The organism is Metabacillus sp. 113a (assembly GCF_050107635.1).
In the GTDB taxonomy this organism is placed as follows: Bacteria; Bacillota; Bacilli; order Bacillales; family Bacillaceae; genus Metabacillus_B.
Window position 1 is genome coordinate 459177 of sequence record NZ_JBNILJ010000001.1, and the last position, 19477, is coordinate 478653.

16 protein-coding genes are annotated in these 19477 nt (G+C 44.3%); 15 read left to right on the top strand and 1 reads right to left on the bottom strand.

Annotation, left to right across the window (positions count from 1 at the left end; genetic code table 11):
* Window positions 1–46: 46 nt before the first annotated feature.
* The 8 genes from ACQCVE_RS02455 to ACQCVE_RS02490 all read left to right on the top strand — a co-directional run bounded on the left by ACQCVE_RS02455 (window position 47) and on the right by ACQCVE_RS02490 (window position 12110).
* A complete protein-coding gene (locus ACQCVE_RS02455; RefSeq protein ID WP_426844162.1) occupies window positions 47–1363 on the top strand; it encodes an NCS2 family permease in 1317 nt (438 codons plus the stop codon).
* A 104-nt stretch (window positions 1364–1467) separates the two neighbouring features.
* Window positions 1468–2685, top strand: coding sequence for an MFS transporter (locus tag ACQCVE_RS02460; protein WP_426844163.1), 1218 nt, complete (start codon window positions 1468–1470; stop codon window positions 2683–2685).
* Window positions 2686–3022: 337 nt separating this feature from the next.
* Window positions 3023–4042: a LysM peptidoglycan-binding domain-containing protein gene (locus tag ACQCVE_RS02465; protein WP_426844164.1), complete on the top strand. Its 1020-nt coding sequence runs from the start codon at window positions 3023–3025 to the stop codon at window positions 4040–4042.
* Window positions 4043–4303: 261 nt separating this feature from the next.
* Window positions 4304–5137, top strand: coding sequence for an ATP-binding protein (locus ACQCVE_RS02470; protein ID WP_426844262.1), 834 nt, complete (start codon window positions 4304–4306; stop codon window positions 5135–5137).
* 6 nt (window positions 5138–5143) lie between these two features.
* Window positions 5144–7066, top strand: a complete 1923-nt coding sequence (locus ACQCVE_RS02475; protein WP_426861451.1) for a vWA domain-containing protein — start codon at window positions 5144–5146, stop codon at window positions 7064–7066.
* A gap of 269 nt (window positions 7067–7335) precedes the next feature.
* Window positions 7336–10182, top strand: coding sequence for a 2-oxoglutarate dehydrogenase E1 component (gene sucA, locus ACQCVE_RS02480; protein WP_426861453.1), 2847 nt, complete (start codon window positions 7336–7338; stop codon window positions 10180–10182).
* 13 nt (window positions 10183–10195) lie between these two features.
* A complete protein-coding gene (gene odhB, locus ACQCVE_RS02485; RefSeq protein WP_426844167.1) occupies window positions 10196–11476 on the top strand; it encodes a 2-oxoglutarate dehydrogenase complex dihydrolipoyllysine-residue succinyltransferase in 1281 nt (426 codons plus the stop codon).
* Between the two features lie 229 nt (window positions 11477–11705).
* The gene (locus ACQCVE_RS02490) at window positions 11706–12110 is read left to right on the top strand and encodes a hypothetical protein (RefSeq protein ID WP_426861455.1); all 405 of its coding nucleotides are present in this window, start codon (window positions 11706–11708) and stop codon (window positions 12108–12110) included.
* A gap of 14 nt (window positions 12111–12124) precedes the next feature.
* On the opposite strand, the gene ACQCVE_RS02495 is transcribed toward ACQCVE_RS02490, so the two are convergent.
* Entirely contained in the window at window positions 12125–13042 is a 918-nt protein-coding gene (locus ACQCVE_RS02495) for a superoxide dismutase (protein ID WP_426861457.1), read from the bottom strand.
* A 133-nt stretch (window positions 13043–13175) separates the two neighbouring features.
* Here ACQCVE_RS02495 and ACQCVE_RS02500 point away from each other — a divergent pair, with 133 nt between their 5' ends.
* The 7 genes from ACQCVE_RS02500 to proC (ACQCVE_RS02530) all read left to right on the top strand — a co-directional run bounded on the left by ACQCVE_RS02500 (window position 13176) and on the right by proC (ACQCVE_RS02530) (window position 19474).
* Window positions 13176–13982, top strand: coding sequence for a protein phosphatase 2C domain-containing protein (locus ACQCVE_RS02500; RefSeq protein ID WP_426844170.1), 807 nt, complete (start codon window positions 13176–13178; stop codon window positions 13980–13982).
* Between the two features lie 276 nt (window positions 13983–14258).
* The gene (locus ACQCVE_RS02505; protein WP_426844171.1) at window positions 14259–14462 is read left to right on the top strand and encodes a DUF6501 family protein; all 204 of its coding nucleotides are present in this window, start codon (window positions 14259–14261) and stop codon (window positions 14460–14462) included.
* Window positions 14463–14515: 53 nt separating this feature from the next.
* Window positions 14516–15286, top strand: a complete 771-nt coding sequence (locus ACQCVE_RS02510) for a hypothetical protein (protein ID WP_426844172.1) — start codon at window positions 14516–14518, stop codon at window positions 15284–15286.
* 139 nt (window positions 15287–15425) lie between these two features.
* Window positions 15426–16421: a LacI family DNA-binding transcriptional regulator gene (locus ACQCVE_RS02515; protein WP_426844173.1), complete on the top strand. Its 996-nt coding sequence runs from the start codon at window positions 15426–15428 to the stop codon at window positions 16419–16421.
* Window positions 16422–16737: 316 nt separating this feature from the next.
* Complete coding sequence (proC, locus tag ACQCVE_RS02520; RefSeq protein ID WP_426844174.1) at window positions 16738–17550, top strand: pyrroline-5-carboxylate reductase; 813 nt, start codon at window positions 16738–16740, stop codon at window positions 17548–17550.
* 417 nt (window positions 17551–17967) lie between these two features.
* Window positions 17968–18165, top strand: coding sequence for a cold-inducible protein YdjO-related protein (locus ACQCVE_RS02525; RefSeq protein ID WP_426844175.1), 198 nt, complete (start codon window positions 17968–17970; stop codon window positions 18163–18165).
* A 466-nt stretch (window positions 18166–18631) separates the two neighbouring features.
* Window positions 18632–19474 carry a pyrroline-5-carboxylate reductase gene (proC, locus tag ACQCVE_RS02530; protein WP_426844176.1) on the top strand — a complete coding sequence of 281 codons (843 nt, stop codon included), beginning with the start codon at window positions 18632–18634 and terminating at the stop codon, window positions 19472–19474.
* Window positions 19475–19477 lie beyond the last annotated feature (3 nt).

Consider the following 19477-nt stretch of genomic DNA (forward strand, 5'->3'; position numbering starts at 1 on the left):
TTGTAAGATATAATGTCGGATATGTTTGAAAAAAGGAGGTTTGAAGGTGAGCAGGATCATCGATCAATACTTTAAATTAACAGAGCGCAAAACCTCAATCAGGCAGGAGTTTCTTGCTGCCCTTACTACATTTGTAACCGTCAGCTATATTATCCTAGTTAATCCCGTTATTTTATCTGAAGCAGGTATACCAAAAGAGGCTGCCCTTGCCGCCACCATATTCGGAATTGTCATAACAAGCTTGATCATGGGATTTTGGGCAAATCTCCCAATTGTAATAGGCCCCGGAATGGGACTCAATGCTTTTTTTACATACACCGTTGTATTAAAACAAGGACTGTCTTGGGAAACGGCACTCGGTGCGGTTTTTATTTCCGGTTTGGTTTTTTTCCTTTTGTCCGTATTTGGAATCAGCGAAAAGGTAGTAAAGGCCATTCCCAAAACATTAAAAGCTTCGATTACAGCAGGTATTGGTTTGTTTATAGCCTTTATCGGCTTGAAAAACGGCGGAATCGTAGTACCGGATGAAGCAACTTTTGTGGCTTTAGGAGATATGTCGAACATCGGCACCATCCTCGCCCTTGCAGGAATCGTTCTCACAGCGGTTTTATCTGCTCTAAATGTAAGAGGCGGAATCATTCTATCTATTCTGGTCATTTCGGCGGCTTCCATCTTACTGGGGAATTCTCCGTCACCTAAGGGGATATCGGACTTTCTCTCCTTCCAAATCCCTTCCATTGAACCGACATTTCTGGCAATGGATTTAAAAGCAGCCGTCGGCTACGGAATCTTATCAATTATTTTCTCATTTACAATTGTAGAGCTTTTTGATACCCTTGCCACTCTGATCGGCCTGACGAAGAAGGCGGACCTTACAGATGAGAACGGAAATGTTCCCAATATGAATCGCGCTTTAACAACAGGTGCTTTCGGAACGATGGTCAGCAGTGCTCTTGGAAGCACGGCGATGAATACATATGTGGAAAACGCTACAGGAATTGCAGCAGGGGCAAGGACAGGATTAAAAGCTATATTTGCTTCGATCCTCTTCCTTTTGACGCTTCTGTTCGCCCCCTTTATTCAATTCATCCCGGCTGTTGCTACAGCACCTGCTCTGATTATTATTGGGGCATTTATGCTTACTGAGCTAAAGGAAGTTGATTTTGATGATTTAACGGAACTCATTCCAGCCTTTCTCGCTCTGATCATGATGCCGCTCACTTATTCGATTGCAGAGGGAGTAGCCTTTGGCTTTCTTTCCTACACATTAATCAAATTGTTTACAGGCCGTGCTGATGAGCTTCATTGGCTCATGTATGTGATTTCAGCGGCTTTTATTGTCAATTTCTTCCTGATAGGCTAATAAGGCAGGGCGCAGCCCCTGTCTTTTTTTGCAGGAAATTTCGGGTGGCGAAATATCTTCCCCGGTGCTATAGTTAAGGCATCTTACAAAATTGGAGAATGCATATGTGGAAAAATAAAAATGTTTGGATTCTGCTATCGGGGGAGTTTATTGCGGGTCTTGGATTGTGGATGGGCATTATTGGGAACCTGGAATTCATGCAGGCTTATATCCCATCGGATTTCATGAAATCGCTGCTCCTGATTGCGGGCTTACTTGCGGGAGTTGCAGTGGGACCGGCGGCAGGAAGAGTAATCGACAGCCATTCGAAAAAGAACGTGCTTATCGTATCCGGAATCGGCCGGATCCTCAGTGTAGTTTTTATGTTTGCAGCCATCTCCTATGGTTCGGTCTGGCTTATGCTGTTATTTTTAATCGGCATTCAGATTTCAGCTGCATTCTATTTTCCGGCACTTCAGGCAATCATCCCTCTTATAGTTAAGGATGAACATCTGATCCAAATGAACGGGATCCATATGAATGTTGCGACTCTTGCGAGGATAGCCGGAACGGCGCTTGCGGGAATCTTCCTCGTTTATATGAGTTTGACCGCGCTGTATGCATTGTCTACCGCTGCATATATCCTTCTGCTTTTTTCAACCTTCTTTCTGCAGATCAAGGATGATGGAGGGCAGGCAAGCAAAGGAAATAGCGGCGGGTTTCTGGAAGTTATGCCTATTTTAAAAGGAGCTCCGGTCGCTTTAACAGCCCTGATTCTCACAGTGATACCGATGCTGTTTATAGGCGGTTTTAACCTTATGGTCATTAATATAAGCGAGCTTCAGCAAAGCACAGAGATTAAAAGCCTGCTATACACAGTAGAAGGGTTAAGCTTTATGCTGGGCGCTTTTCTGGTCAAAAAGCTTACTGACCGCTTTAATCATGTTTTTCTGATGATTATGTTCTCTTTTATTACATCTATTGCGCATTTGTCATTGTTCTTCAGCGACCATTTTACCATGTCGCTTATATCATTCGGATTGTTCGGCCTGAGTGTGGGATGCTTCTTTCCGGTAGCCTCCACAATCTTTCAGACAAGGATCGCAAAGGAATATCATGGCCGCTTTTTTTCATTCCGCAATATGCTAGACCGCATCATGTTTCAAGTCGTTCTCCTTGGAACGGGCCTCCTCCTGGATACGATCGGCCTGCAATATATGGTTCTGGTGTTTGGAGCGGGATCCCTTGCCCTTGTGATTGGGTATGGGGGGAGACAGCTTAAAAACCCGAAAGACAGGGGAGGAGCTGTTTCTGTACCGGAGCCTGAAAAAGCAAGCAGCTGATCAAGGCATGCTTGAACTTCCCATTCTATGACATGCTATACTCTTAGAAGAGAGTATCCTAAATAAAGGGTGCTCTCTTTTTATTGCTCTACATGTACCGCTTATCGCCGGGATCCTCAAATCCCCTTTTATCCCCTCTTTCAATATCCTCATTAAACTGAACTCCTGCTAAATGAAAACAAAAATCAATTTTTAACAGGCCTTTAACCGCTGATTTGAAAGGAAGCTGGGATCAGATGGTAAATAATAGACTCTTTTCGCTATTTTTCCACAAAACAGTAGTTTAAGAGACGGTTGTCTAGTAAAATAAATGTAGAAATTAGAGGAGGCATACAGAATGAACCATAAAATTCTCGGTTTGACTGTTACAGCAGTAGCGGGAGCTTCATTTTTTGCAACCGCAGCTTCTGCAGAGAGTGTCAAAGTAAAAAGCGGCGATTCGCTTTGGGAGATTGCGAACAAATACGGCACATCCGTAGCGAAGCTAAAGGATGTAAACAAATTGACGCACAACACCATTTACATTGGACAGGTTCTTCATATCCCGGGCGCCCCAAGTGAGAAGCCGCAATCAGCTGATTCTCAATCTCAAACCAGTACATATAAAGTAGAAAGCGGCGATTCCCTTTGGGTGATTGCCAGAAAAAACGGAATGTCTGTTAGTGAACTAAAATCCATTAACAGCTTGAAAGGCGATACCATTTACATCGGGCAAGTGTTAAAGCTGAAATCCGGAAGCACGTCCGCTTCCCCTCAGCCAAACCCTCCTGCACAGAACAGCGGCGGCTCAAACGGACAGGGCACATACAAAGTCCAGCCCGGCGATTCACTATGGAAAGTGGCCAATAAATTTGACCTTACGATTGCAGAAATAAAGACAGCGAACAATCTAACAAGTAATGTAATCTATGTAAATCAGGTGCTGAAGCTTTCAGGCTCCGTAAAACCTGAAACAAAGCCGGACACAGGAAATAATGGGAACGATTATAGTGAAAGCAGCAAGATTGAAGGCATGATTGCAGAAGCGAAACGCCATATGGGTGTTCCGTATAAATGGGCCGGGAATACACCTTCGGGTTTCGATTGCAGCGGTTTTATCTACTATACAATGAATAAAGTGACTTCTGTTTCCAGGCTTAGTGCAGCTGGCTACTCCAGCATAATGAAGCCGGTATCCCAGCCGCAAAGAGGAGATTTTGTTTATTTCGAGACCTATAAGCCAGGACCTTCCCATATGGGGATCTACCTTGGAAACGGGGACTTTATCCATGCCAGCAGTTCACAGGGAGTGACGATTTCCAATCTGTCCAATTCCTATTGGAAATCTCACTACCTGGGAGCAAAACGATACTTCTAACAGTTAAGGAGAGCTATATGCTCTTCTTTTTTTTCTGGAAATTCAGGGAGCGGATTTGCCATCACGAGGGGAAAGAGTCTAATCGTTTAGATAAAGGGCATTATATTGCTGCACTGGCATCCGCCCTTCACCATACGGAAAGGATTTTTTGTCGGGAAGTTTTTTTTTCTGTATACTGATGAAAGAAAAAGATTTGTTGAAAAGAGGCTGACTGAAATGCAAGAATTAACGATAAACCTGCCTGCTGAAATTCGGGCTATTATGGAAAGAACATCTAATGCTTCGGAAAGAGATTTAACTTTAATAGGCAAGGGGGGCTTTATAACCGGAGATCTCTCCATTGTGGAGGACGCGGTAATTGCTTTGGCTCTGGGCAAAAATGTGCTGCTCAAAGGCCCTACAGGTGCAGGGAAAACGAAGCTCGCCGAGACCATTTCCTCCATATTCGGCCGCTCGATGCACAGCATCAACTGTTCGGTGGACCTTGATGCGGAAGCTCTGCTTGGCTATAAAACCATTCATTCTTCAGGAAATAATACATCGATTGAATTTGTTCCGGGTCCGGTCATAAAGGCCATGGAGAAAGGACACTTTTTATACATAGACGAGATTAATATGGCAAAGCCTGAAACACTGCCGATTTTAAACGGGGTGCTCGATTACCGCAAAATGATTACAAATCCCTTTACGGGTGATGTGGTAAGAGGGACAGAAGCGTTCGGTGTCATAGCGGCCATAAATGAAGGGTATGTCGGGACGGTTCCATTAAATGAAGCATTGAAAAACAGGTTTATGATTATTGATGTCCCGTACATTCAGGGAGCGGAGCTTGAGCAGATTATCAAAAGCCAATCCGGCTTAAAGGATGAAAGGTTAATCCAGTCGTTTATTCAGTTTTCTGCTGATTTGATTGTCCAGGTTCGAAATGGACAAGTCTCTGAAGAAGCGGCTTCCATCAGAGCTCTGCTGGATACGTGTGATCTGGCTGCATTTATCCCTCCTTTAAGAGCGATTGAGCGGGGGATTACGGAGAAGGTGGAGGATGACCGGGAAAAGGCTGCTATACGAAATATTGCGGAAACGCTGTTTGAGTGACGGGCGATGAGATTTATTAAATTTAACGACAGTCAAATCGATTCATTTCTATACATGGAGCTGGCTGATCTCGCCAAAACTCTCTCCAAAAATCCGGACCTGGAAATGGAATATGCGCCCTACTCCTATTTAAATCCGGCCGAAAACAAAATCTACCTCACCCATTTTTGGGATCACCGGCCGGCAGCCGACCAAATCAGCGGTCTGAAAAGCGACGTTTATCTGCATGCTGCCGGAAGTGTGTTTCACACCGGCATGGAAGAAACGCAAAATTTTATCTTAAAGGTGCAGCAACTGTCTGTAAAAGAGTTTGCCAAACAGCTTTTCATCATTCTGGAATCGGTCAGAATGGAAGAAATCATTAAAAAAGAGCGGCCCGGCACCAAAAAATACTTTGCCAGGAGAACAGAAATGTATAGAAGGCATTTCCGTTCCCAGCTAACGATTCATCTTGAGAGAAACATTGCTGCAGATGCTTTGTTTAATGCTTTATATTTAAAGCTCACTGCTCAATCCCCGCTTGAGACAATCCCTGCCCTTAATGAAGATTTTGAAAGAATGCTGCCTTTTTTTCAAAGAGAGCTTGAGCAGGCCTATGAAAGCCGAAGCACTGCAGAAACAGCAGGGATCGCATACCGAATCAGTGAAGCAGCTGAAGAATTCCTTGAAAAGGATATGCTGAATACGTATTTCTTTCTTCCGGAACAAGGATACGCGGAGAACAGCGGTCTTTCATTTAAAGACTTAAAACGAATGAATGAGCTGGATAATGATGACACGCTGGAACTGGACCGTAAAGAAGAGCGTGATGTACATGATCAGGAAATGCCGACCTGGCACAGGGAGACAAGCAAAGCAACAGACAGTTTTCTGCAGTATGACCTGGAGCATGGGTCCAAAACAGATTTAATGGGGAACGGGCTCCGTGAAGGAGAAGACGGTGATCAGGCGATGGGGACTGTACAGGGCTCATCTAAAGTATCAAAACAAAATAAGTACGATCAGTCTGAAGTTTTGGAGAACCGCCAGGACGGAGACAGGACCGGGGATGAATTCACATTCGGCAAAGAAAATAAGTTTGCTTTTGCTGAAAATCTGGAACCTGTCAAACCAAATGATCAGGATAAGATAAGCTACAGCGAAAATAAAGCGGCAGTGTCCCATTATCAGAAAAAGCTTAAACAGATGATCAGGAAGACGCTCGAGCATAAGAAAACCAATCCCCGGACTAATCTCCATACGGGCCGGCTCGGGAAAAACCTTTTGCGGTGGGTTACAGATGACAATCCAAGACTTTTTTACAAAAAAGAGGAGCCCTCTATTCAAATCGATGCCGTCTTTACACTTCTCGTTGACTGCTCGGCGTCCATGTACGATAAGATGGATGACACAAAGCTTGGCATTACGCTGTTTCACGAGGCGCTGAAATCGGTAGGGGTCGTCCATCAGATTACGGGATTCTGGGAAGATACAAACGAAGCCACTGAAGTGCGAATGCCCAATTACTTTCACAGGGTTGTCCCATTCAAGACATCGCTCAACCAAAGCACCGGTCCGGAGATTATGCAGCTCAATCCTGAAGAAGACAACAGGGACGGGTACGCAATCAGGCATATGACGCAGGAGCTCGTGATCAGACCTGAAAAACAAAAGTTCCTTATTGTCTTTTCTGATGGGGAGCCGGCAGCTATGAACTATGAGCAAAAAGGGATTGTGGATACGCATGAAGCGGTAATTGAAGCGCGTAAAAGAGGAATAGAAGTGATCAATATTTTTCTTGCTAATGGGGAAATTGAAGAAAGCCAGCGCAATACCATCCAGGACATATACGGAAAGTTCAGCATCATCGTTCATAAAGTAAGTGATTTGCCTGATGTGCTTTTTCCTCTTCTAAGAAAGCTTTTAAAGAAAAGCATCCAGGGGGGATAAAAGAAGTGCAGACTGCAGAAAAAGTCGGAGAAATCCGGAAAGAGGCTCCGGGTTCTCCTGTTTTTTCCGCCTATTTCGATACAATTTTTTGTTTTTCAATATTATTTACAATTTTCGATAGATTATTGTTGGAAACACGAAATGGTAGTGTTAAAATATCTATGGAAGCGTTTTAAACAGTTTTTCATTAGACGCAGTCAGCTGAAATTTATTCCAGAATAATATCCTATTACTTACATTTGGTAATTATTAGTTGGGGGTAATGTGAAATGCCGCAAACAAAGTCAAAGGTCAATGTTACATGGGAAGATTTCCATGGTCCTAACCTTGGCTATGTCATGGACCTGTATGATCAATTTACGGAAAATCCCGAATCAGTTGAGCCTGAGCTACAGGAGCTGTTTCATCAATTGGGGCATCCGCCGGATAATGGCTCCACATCCGCTGCTGCTGCACCTGAATCCAATCAGACGAGAGCGGATTTCGGTCCTGAAAAAATTGTTAAAGTAGCTTCAGCTGTCAAATTGGCTGAAGATATTCGTACGTACGGACATTTAAATGCATCCATTTTCCCGATTGAGGGGATGGGCGACAGTCAGGATTTGCTTAGCATTGAGGCATACGGGCTTTCTGAAGAGGATTTAAAGGAAATTCCTTCTGCTGTCCTGTGCGAGGACGCTCCATCCAGCGTAAAAAATGGATATGATGCCATTATGCACTTAAAAGAAAGCTATAAAAAATCCCTGTCATTTGAATTTGACCATGTTCATCGCTTTGAGGAAAAGAACTGGCTGAAACGGATGGTGGAAACTGGCGATTTATTTAAACCGCATACTAAAGAGAAGAGAAAAGCTCTTCTGAAAAGGCTTTTTGAAGTAGAAGGCTTTGAAAAATATCTTCATAAAACGTTTGTCGGCCAAAAAAGATTTTCCATTGAAGGTCTTGATATGCTTGTCCCAATACTGGATGAAATGGTGCAGAGCGCTGTAGAGTATGGGACGAAAACGATTAACATCGGAATGGCCCACCGCGGCCGGCTGAATGTTCTCGCCCACGTTCTCGGAAAGCCATATGAAATCATCTTTTCCGAATTCCAGCATGCACCGAACAAGGATCTAGTTCCTTCTGAAGGATCCACAGGAATCAATTACGGCTGGAGCGGCGATGTTAAATACCATTTGGGAGCGGACAGACAAATTAAAGATGAAAACATGGTGCGGGCCCGCATTACTCTTGCAAACAACCCGAGCCACCTGGAATATATTGATCCAATTGTAGAAGGCTATACACGCGCTGCGCAGGAAGACAGAAACGTGAGCGGCTTCCCTGAACTGGATACAAGCAAGTCTATGGCTGTTCTTATTCACGGCGATGCTGCTTTTCCTGGAGAGGGAATTGTTGCAGAAACGCTGAACCTCAGCCAGCTTAAGGGCTATCAGACTGGCGGAACCATCCATATCATAGCGAACAATATGATTGGTTTCACGACTGAAAGTACAGATTCAAGATCAACCCGCTATGCGAGCGATCTGGCTAAAGGATATGAAATTCCCATCCTCCATGTAAATGCGGATGACCCGGAAGCCTGCCTGGCTGCAGCGTATCTTGCATCTGAATACAGAAGGCTGTTTAAAAAGGACTTCCTTATCGATCTGATCGGCTACCGCCGTTTCGGACACAATGAAATGGATGAGCCGATGACAACACAGCCTCAGCTGTACACAAAAATCAAAGCACATGATACAGTCAAAACGCTTTATTCCAAAGCACTAAAAGAAGAAGAGGTTTTGACAGCTGAAGAGATAGAAGCTCTTGAAAATGAAGTGCAAAACAGATTTGAAACAGCCTACAAAAAGGTACCGGATAAGAAAGTTGCCCAGGTGCATGAAATCCAGCTTCCGGAAACGATTTCCCATGGAATCCCTTCCATAGACACAGCCGTCGATATCAGCAATATCCACGCTATAAACCGCGCGTTGGTTGAATGGCCGGAAAACTTTAATGTGTTTGGAAAACTGCAAAGAATTCTTGAACGCCGCTCAAGTGTATTGGAAGAGGACCACAAGGTCGAGTGGGGGCTTGCTGAAGCTCTTGCTTTTGGATCCATTCTTCTTGATGGGACTCCGATCCGTCTGAGCGGACAGGATTCTGAACGGGGAACGTTTGCTCAGCGGAATCTAATTCTGCATGACAGCGAAAATGGGGCGATCTACTCTCCGCTTCACAGGCTTGAGCAGGCAAAGGCTTCCTTTGCTGTTCATAACAGCCCGCTCTCTGAAGGCTCAGTAATCGGGTTTGAGTATGGCTATAATGTGTTTTCTCCAGAAACGCTCGTGTTATGGGAAGCTCAATACGGTGATTTTGCCAATGCAGCTCAAGTATTTTTTGATCAGTTTATCTCAGCCGGACGGGCAAAATGGGGCCAAAAATCCGGACTGGTGATGCTTCTGCCTCATGGCTATGAGGGTCAGGGGCCTGAACATTCCAGCGGAAGATTAGAGCGTTACCTTCAGCTTGCAGCGGAAAACAACTGGACAGTTGCGAACCTTACAAGTGCAGCCCAGTACTTCCATATTTTAAGAAGGCAGGCGAAGATTCTTCAGATGGAAGAAGTGCGGCCGCTCGTTATCATGACTCCTAAGAGTCTTCTGCGAAATCCAAACACGGTTTCTGATGTACAGGAGCTAAGCAGCGGATCCTTCAAAAAGGTACTGGAGCAATCTGGTATGGGCGGAGACCGAAGCATGGTAAGCAGGGTTGTTCTCTGCAGCGGTAAACTCGCAATCGATCTTTCAGATAAAATCCGTCAATCAGAAGAGAACTCAGATTGGCTTCATATCCTGCGGGTGGAGGAATTGTACCCTTACCCTCAAAATGAAATCGACTCGATTTTTTCGAGATATGAAAACCTGCAGGAAGTTATCTGGGTTCAGGAAGAGCCGGAGAATATGGGGGCTTGGACTTATATCGAGCCGAGGCTGCGCAAATCAGCACCAGCCGGAGCAGAAGTATCATATATTGGAAGAGACAGGAGATCCAGTACGGCTGAAGGAGATCCGACCGTCCATAAAAAAGATCAGGAACGCATTATCATGCAGGCGATTACACGAAACTAAGGGGGAAATAATCATGGCTGAAATCAAAGTACCGGAACTGGCAGAATCAATCTCGGAAGGAACAATTGCTCAATGGCTGAAGCAGCCGGGGGATTTTGTAGAACAGGGAGAGTATTTGCTGGAGCTTGAGACAGACAAAGTAAATGTTGAATTAACAGCCGAGGAATCCGGGGTTTTAAAGGAAGTGCTCAAGGAAGCCGGGGATACCGTTACAGTAGGTGAAATCATCGGAACAATCGATGAAAAAAATGAAGCGGGCGGCGGGGAAAACAAAGAAGAGCAAAAGCAGGAAACGGCTGAAGCCAAGCCTGTGAAAGAAGAGTCCAAAAAAGAAGAACCAAAAACGGATCATATTCCTTCCAGAGAAAATGAAACACCGGTTCAGCAGGACTCCAGAAACCGGACCATTGCCTCCCCGGCAGCGAGAAAGCTTGCCAGAGAAAAAGGCATTGATTTAAGTTCAGTCAGCACTTCTGATCCGCTTGGACGGGTACGCAAGCATGATATTGAGAACCATCAGAACGTCCAGCAGCCATCTGCTCCTGCTAAGCAGACAGAAAAAGCACCTCAGCAGCAGGCAGATAATCCTGCAAAGCCTGTGGAACGCGTCAAAATGTCCAGACGAAGACAGACGATTGCTAACCGGCTCGTTGAAGTTCAGCAAACAGCTGCCATGCTTACTACATTTAACGAAGTCGATATGACAGCCGTTATGGATGTTAGAAAACGACGGAAGGATAAGTTCTTCGAGCAGCACGACGTGCGCCTTGGCTTTATGTCCTTTTTCACAAAAGCAGTTGTAGCTGCCCTTAAGCAATTCCCGCTGTTAAATGCTGAGATTCAAGGGACTGAGCTGGTCCTTAAGAAATTTTATGACATCGGGATCGCCGTTGCTGCTCCGGATGGACTTGTAGTCCCGGTGGTCAGGGATGCGGACCGCTTGTCCTTTGCAGGAATTGAAGGAGAGATCTCCAATCTTGCCAAGAAAGCAAAAGATAACAAGCTTGCGTTAAACGAGCTGCAAGGCGGAACGTTCACCATTACAAACGGAGGGGTTTTCGGCTCTCTTCTTTCCACGCCAATCCTTAATGCTCCGCAGGTAGGCATACTGGGAATGCATAAGATTCAATGGCGTCCGATTGCCCTTGATCAGGAAAGAATGGAAAACCGCCCGATGATGTACATTGCCCTTTCATATGATCACAGAATTGTTGACGGCAAAGAAGCGGTAAGCTTCCTTGCCGCGGTGAAAGAGCTTCTTGAAGATCCAGAGTCTTTGCTTCTTGAAGGCTGATAGCACCGGAGAAAGACCCATTCCGTCCGGAATGGGTCTTTTTGCAGGTGTTCGCTTTCCGTAAGAAAAATACCCGGGGTTCGTATTCATAGAATCTTGTATTTTAGCTTTTATACGAAATGGCTGAATCCATTGGCTGATGCTTTTTTTGATGCTATATTAAGAGTAATTAGGCCGCAAACAGACGAATAGGGCTGAACAAGAAATGCACGAAGCGGAGGGACAGTATATGATTCAGCTTATGATTAGTGAGGCATTGAGACAGAAAGACGGGATATTTGATAAATGGAAGGCTGACCTGAATCGAAGAGGAGAGGCTGAGTTCCTGCCATTTTTAGCACGGACTGGTGAGCTGGATCAGCTTTTTCAAGCAGTTTTTCACTATTTTACTGATTTTCAGAGCAAAAGGACTGAACAGCTGGATGAGCAGCTGGTGAGGCTTTTAAAAGAAAACTGGCCGCCGGTTTTCTTGAATATGGCTCTTCAGTCCTTTCGAAATGCCATTGCAGAGACGATGGTCGACGGCTCCACTGAGGAACTGGATCTGCCGATTTTTTTCAAAACATTAAATGAGTGGATGGATGCCGTTATTAATCTCATTTCCCATAGAGCTGCTGAATCCAGGAACCCATAAGCCGGTGGGTAAGGTCAATAAGGAGTCCATCTTAGTTTTCTTGCTTCCATATACCGCTTCGATGCTTCCTGCCAATTCACAGTGTTCCACCAATTTGATACATAGGTGCTGCGGTCATTTTTATACTTTAAATAATAGGCATGCTCCCACATATCGAGGACGAGAATCGGGATGGCCTCCCATTGGCTTAAATTTTGATGCTTTTCAGCGTTTAGAATTTCCAGTCTTCCCGCTCTGGGGGACCAGACAAGCAGAGCCCATCCTGATCCTTCCACATTCACTGCCGCACTTGAGAAGTGTCGTTTAAAAGCATCAAAGCTTCCAAAATAACTGGTAATGGCATCCAGCAGGGGTCCTTTTGGTTCGCCGCAGCCGGCAGGAGACATGATCGTCCAGAATAGAGTATGAAGATAATGCCCTGCGCCATGGAAAGCAGCTTCCCGTTCCCAATGTTTAATCAAGGAAAAATCATTCGTCTCTCTTGCACGCTTCATTTCCAGTTCAGCTTTATTCAGTCCATCAACGTAGCTTTGATGATGCTTAAGATGGTGAAGTCTCATAATCTCTTCCGGTATATAGGGCTCAAGGGCATTATAGGCATAAGGGAGAGGAGGAAGCTGGTGTCCGCCTGCAGGGACTCCCTGGGACCGGGATTGAAGCGGATTCCCAAATTGCGTGATTTCTTCTGCTTCCTGAGTAAATCTTTCCAGCAGGAAAAAAAGTTCATTGGCTTCTTCGTACAGCCTGGAAACGGATACTTCAGGCATCCGTGCTTCGCTTTGAAGCCGGAGCTGACTAAAGCGCATTTCCCAATCCAGTATTTCATCAAGATGGACTCCCTGCAAAGCGAATGCTCTTATACCCGCCCAGGAAGAGCCGATTTGCCTGCACCAGGTCTGAATCGCAATGATGTAAGGATTAACTGCTTCCAAAACATAGATCCCTCCATTAGGAACAGCTGTATGATCCCCTTATATTTATTCAGTGGATAGGCCGACGATTCTGATTTTCCAATGTACGCTAAACTCAGGAAGGAGCTAAATCGTTAGAAAGGGGCGTTTGCCATTGAAGATTTCCTTGCTCAGCCATAAAAGTCCGGAAAAAAATGAAATTGAAGATGCCTTTTATGTATCTCCGAATCAAAAGACATTTGGTGTTTTTGATGGAGTGACACCACTGACTCCTGATCTGTTTAAAGGTGGCCATAATGGAGCTTATCTCGCATCGCATCATCTGGCAGGCACTTTGGAATCTGCAGAGGATGGGGAGAATTTAGCAGAGTGGCTCATTAGTGCGAATGACTCATTAATGAGGGTTATGAATGAAGCCGGAATATCCGTGGATGACCGGCATCTAAGGTGGGCATCCTGTGCAGCTGTGATCCGGATAACAGGGAATCGGCTGGAATTTGTCCAATGCGGGGACTGTATGATTGCAGCAGAAAACCGTGACGGCAATGTTCGGATCCTGACAGAGGACTCTGTGAAGGGGATTTCGGACCGGGCACGGCTTTATCGTGAAAAGGCCAGAAATCTGGGGGCAGCCGTGCCCCCGGAAAGCTTTTATGATGAAAATCCTGTGGAACGCATGAAAAGTCACAGGTCATTGGCTAACCGCCCTGAAGGATATTCTGTAGCAAACGGAGACAAGGAATTCAGGGAATACATTCAGACCGGGGAAATAGATCTGACTTCCGTTACCCGTATTTTTCTAATGAGTGATGGACTTTTTCACCCTGAATGGAGCCTGGAGGAAGTATGCAAAGAGGCATTTATGTATGGGCTGGAAAACTATGCTGAAGCCCTCAGATACAAAGAACATACGCTGGGTCACAGACATGACGACATGACGGGAATCATCATTGAGCGATGATGCTCGTCAATTTGCGAAAAAATTGAAGAAGTCTCCCTCTTCAAGCGTGTGAAGGTGCGACAGCACCAACGGTAAGGCGGAGATGAATTTCGGTTGGGCGACAGCCCTAAGGCTTTTGTTCCTCAACTGTTTACGGTAAAATAAGAATAAAATATGGGTAGTTCCCTTGTGGCGCTGCAAAAGTATGCCAAGATTGAAAAGCATAAGAAGCCCGTCTAAATGAGGAGAACCAGCGCAAATTTTAAAAATAAATTCCAGTAAAGGGGTACTAAACCAATGAATCATTTAAATTGGCAGGATAAAGAAACCATTAAAACGGTCACTTGTGTACACACAGATGCAGAGAAATATATTGTGAACCGCAAGCTGACGAAAGGTGCAGCGTATGAGGTGAAAAATGAAACGGACGAGTTTTATTTTGTAGCCGACAACTCAGGGAAAATCAGCGGTTTTTATAAACATTACTTTCAAGATGCATAAAAATTATACAGGCAAAAGGAGGCTATAACATACGAAAGCGAGGTCTTGAGCTGTTGGAAAAACCGAAGGAATTGCTGCAAGGCGTTAACCCGGTCGGCCTGCTGAATTGTGTTGGGGAGTCTCTCATTCTCACAGATGGCGAGCTGAACATTGTTTGGTTTAATGATAGTGCAGAGAAACTGCTGAACACAGTGGCCCCCCATATGAACCTGCCTGACGCTGCATCTTTTACTGGCATGAATCTAAAAACGTTTCACAGGGAAGAACACATACATAAAATCGAGAACGGCCCGCTTCCTTTCTCCGCTTCCATCCAGCTTTTCCGGACCTATTCAGCCCATATCGTTGTAGACCGGCTTCCTGAAGCGCGTGGGTACATTCTTACCTGGAAGGATGTAACTCATTATGAAAATGAGCTGCTTTCCGGCCGTAAGATGATGGAAGAACTGTATACGCCCATTATAGGAACCATGCTGGATCATACTTTTTTAGTGGCGATTACAGGCTTTTTATCTGAGCCGCGAATGGAGCACATGACCACTAAGATTTTATCGTTTGCCGGTAAAAATCAAGCCCGCTTTATCCTGCTTGATTTTTCCGAAATGTATTCGGTTCCAGAAGAGGCGGTTGTAGAAAAACTTGAACAGCTTGTTAAAGCGCTGGCCCTGATGGGTGTGGAAACCATATGTGTAGGGCTGCGGCCGCAGATGGCCCGGCAGATGATCAGCAGAGGATACGGCTTATCGCTTCAAGCATTCTCCTCTTTTAAGCAAGGGATCCAATACATTTGGAATAAGCTCGGGTACAGTCTTGTAAAGTCATAACCCGGATGAAAATAAGTGATTATAATATAATTATGTAAACAAATAAACAAGGGCACAACGCGCTTGTTTTTTTCCTTGCAGCTGTAATACAATAATGGATTATAAACGAGGGCGGTCTTTCGATGCAGGAGGGATGTACATGAAAACTACGATATCCGATATTGCGGCAATGGCTGGAGTTTCTAAAAGTACAGTATCCAGGTATTTAAACGGCGGCTATGTTAGTGCTGTAACCTCTGAAAAAATACAAAAAGCAGTAGCTGAAACAAAATTTGAACCGAACTCCTTCGCGCAAAGTCTAAAGCAGAAACGAACCAATTTTATTGGAGTCATTATACCAAGACTTGATTCTTTTACGATGACAAAAATGCTGATGGGGATTGACGAGAGGTTAAAAGAACTGGGCTTTCAAATGCTCGTGGCGAATACCGATCAGCGGCTTGATAGGGAAATCGAAAACATTTATGCTTTTACAAGGCAAAAAGTTGCCGGAATTATTCTTATGGCAGCAGAATTAACTGATCAGCATGACGAAGCATTAAAAAGCGCGGATATGCCGGTATTAATTATCGGACAGGAAAATGACAGGTACCACTTTATTATTCATGATGATTACCATGCAGGATATGATTTAGGCAAATTTATTGATGGGAAAGGTCACCGAAATGTAATGTATATCGGGGTTAGTGAAAAAGATAAAGCGGTTGGTGTAGCCCGGAAACGCGGCTTCCTCGATGCACTAAAGCAGCGCAGCTCCTGTACGGTCCAAGTAGTAGAAGCTGACTTTTCTATGGAAAAAGCAAAAAAGGCAGCAGAAACAGCTTTAAGCAAGCACCATCCGGATATCATAGTTTGCGCAACTGACAATATGGCACTCGGGGCTATGAAAGCTATTCAGGAAAAAGGATATTCTGTGCCGGATGATATTTCTGTCGCGGGATTTGGCGGATACCGAATCTCTGAAATGGTCCATCCCGGATTGACTACCGTCAGCTTTCACTACTTTGATGTAGGGATGAATGCAGCCTGGTCCATCGTCTGTCTTCTGGAAGGAAAAAAAGTACCTCCAAAAATGGTGTCAGGATATTATATAGTCAGCAGAGAAAGCGTTAAAGAAATTCCTGTATCAGACTAAGCCCTTCGCAGGGCTTTTTTTATGGAATTGTGAGCCTTGACTGACGGACAAAAAAGAGCAGTTTTTATTAATAAATATATTTATCAATGGTCAGGCTGTGAACAACTCCCGGCAGGCTGTGGAAAAAGGTTCGATATAAAGAACTTATAGATCAGGGCCATCAGACTGTTTAAAGAAATATGAAACAACTAATCATACAGCGCAAATCTGTTTCACTAATAATTAAAAACTGTATCAATTGCCCGATGGTGCAGACGAATTAAAATGTTTATGCTATAATTTTTAAACAATAAGTGAACCGGAAAGTGGGAGCGGCATGAAAAAGCCAGTTATCTTATTTATAGGTGCAGGAAGAATGGCAGAAGCTATGATTGCGGGATTGACAGCAAAAAAGTCCGGTGAGATCAGCAAAATAATCGTATCGAATCAATCCAATATTTTAAGGCTGGATCGTTTAAAAAGACAATATGAGGCAGAGACGGCCCTGAATTGGCAGGAAAAAGTGCAGGAAGCAGATGTGATTGTCCTCGCTGTTCCGCCGGAAGAGCATAAAGACGTGCTGCCCAAATTAAAGAATTTAATAAGCGATCAGCTAACTGTCACGATTGCAGCGGGAATCGGTCCCTCTAAGCTGGAGAAGGCTCTGTCCGGGACCGCCGCTGCCTGGATCATGCCGAATACAGCAGCTCAGGTTGGACAGAGCATCTCTTTATACTGCACAGGGGGGACACCGCTCTCAGTCCTGCAAAGACACAGTCTGGAGCTCCTGCTGGATGCAATTGGGGATTCTGAAGAATGTACGGAAGAAGAAATCGGAATGCTTACAGCTATTACAGGAAGCGCACCTGCTTTTATCTATCTATTTGCTGAGGTATTGATTGAGAAGGCGGTGGAATACGGCATTTCCGAATCGAAGGCGGAGCTGCTTGTAAGCAGCATGGTATCAGGATCCTCTGCGATGCTTAAGAATACCGGAAATCCGGCATCGCTGAGAGAACAGGTCACAACTCCGGGAGGCTCTACAGCGGAAGGACTGGAGCTCTTGCAGGAACGGGGATTCGTATCCATGATTAAAGATGCTGTTACTACTGTAAACAAAAAATCCGGGACAGAAAAGCAGGCGGATTAACCCGATTCCTTCTCCTTTCCTATTGACATGTTCATTTAAAAGTTATATAATTATTTTTGATCGACTCGAAACTAGACTTGAGAGTACGTTAAGTTATATATGGGAAATAAACGAAGAAACATACTTTTCACCGCATTCTTACCCTCCAGGAGCATATCTTCAGTTTATCTGCTTAACAAGAAACCTTTTTCAAAACGAATTATTTGGTTTATCCAAACAACTGATTCATACTGGCACGGCCTAGGAGCCGTAAGGATGAAAGAGAGGCAGGGCTTTCGTTGTTTTGGTTTTTGGAGATTTATTCTCCAGTCTAAAGAAGCCGCTTCATAATCTCACGTATTGCGGAAATTGCGAGTAATAAAAGCTGCCTTATTTGGGTAGCTTTTTAGTTAGAGGTATAAAAGGAGGGTTTTGATCTTGTATAATAAAAAACCGGTTGAGGAAATTATTACAAAAGATACGAAAATCTGGACTTGTACAGCTGACCATTGCAATTGCTGGGTTCGGGATAATTTTAAAAGCAGTGATGAGCCTCAATGCCCGATTTGCAAAAGCCCAATGGCTACCCAGACTAAAGAGCTTCAAGTAGTCGATAATCCATGCTCATCCTTTTAAGACATCAATAAGCGGCCTGAATAGGCTGCTTATTTTTTTTGGAGAAAAATGATAAACTGGCAAGCTCTATTTGTTATTCCTCTGTTCATCTGAGGCGGGGAGAGGAAAATAAAAGAATAAAAAATTATTCCTTAACATTTACATTGTTCCTTTCAATTGTAGAATGAGGGGTGCTCCTGTTCCTGCTTACCCTATGATAAATATCTGAACATTTAGAATTAAACTTTAAAATGAGAGCGCTTACTCTCTTTCGTTGCGCGCATAACCCGCTTTTTTACGGTTTTTTCCCAGCTTGACACCATTTTCGGTCATGTTACGATAAATAACGTTAAAGAAAACACGAACAACAATGCGAACAGAAAAAATGCGGAATAACAGCTTTTAAACTAAGCTGCATATGAAAAGATTGGCTATCCGCACCCACATGGATTGTTAATGTCAGCTAATTTTAAAGGGGGTCCTTACATTGAAGGAATGGAAAGTAGCATTTATTGGAGCAGGCTCTATGGCGGAAGCGATGATATCCGGGATGGCAAGCTCAGGAACAGTAAGAAAAGAGAACATTTTTGCAGCAAACCGGAGCAATTCTTTAAGACTTGCTGAACTTAACCGGAAATACCAAATTAATGCGGTCAGCTTAAAGGACCTTCCATATGAAGAAATGGATGCGTTCATCTTAGCGATGAAACCTAAAGATGCCGAGAAGGCTCTGAATGCGCTTAAAGGAAATATCACTAGGAATCAAGCGGTTGTTTCAGTAATGGCCGGTATTTCAACGAAGTTTATGGAAATGAATCTTCATGGCGGACAGCAGATCATCCGGGCGATGCCCAATACATCGAGCATGATTAAGGAATCAGCTACAGCGCTGTCACCAAGCCCTTCAACTTCAATGGAAAACGTGTGGATGGCTGAAGAACTGATGGCTTCAATAGGATCCGTTTTTCTCATTAAGGAAGAACAAATGGATATATTTACTGGAATAGCAGGAAGCGGCCCAGCCTACTTTTACTATTTAATGGAGAGTATTGAACTAACAGCCGAGGAAAACGGAATGGATCCCGGCATTGCCAGAAAAGCAGGAGCGCAGACCATTCTTGGGGCAGCCAAAATGATGATGAGCCAGGAAGAATCACCTGCCCAGTTAAGGGAAAATGTAACTTCTCCGAATGGTACAACAGCAGCCGGTCTCGAAGCGCTGCGGTTTAATGGAGGCGGAAATGCAATCGCGCAAGCAGTACTGTCTGCAGCAGAACGAAGCAAAGAAATGAGCGAACAAATCCAGGAAGCGAATTTGGTGAAATCATAATGG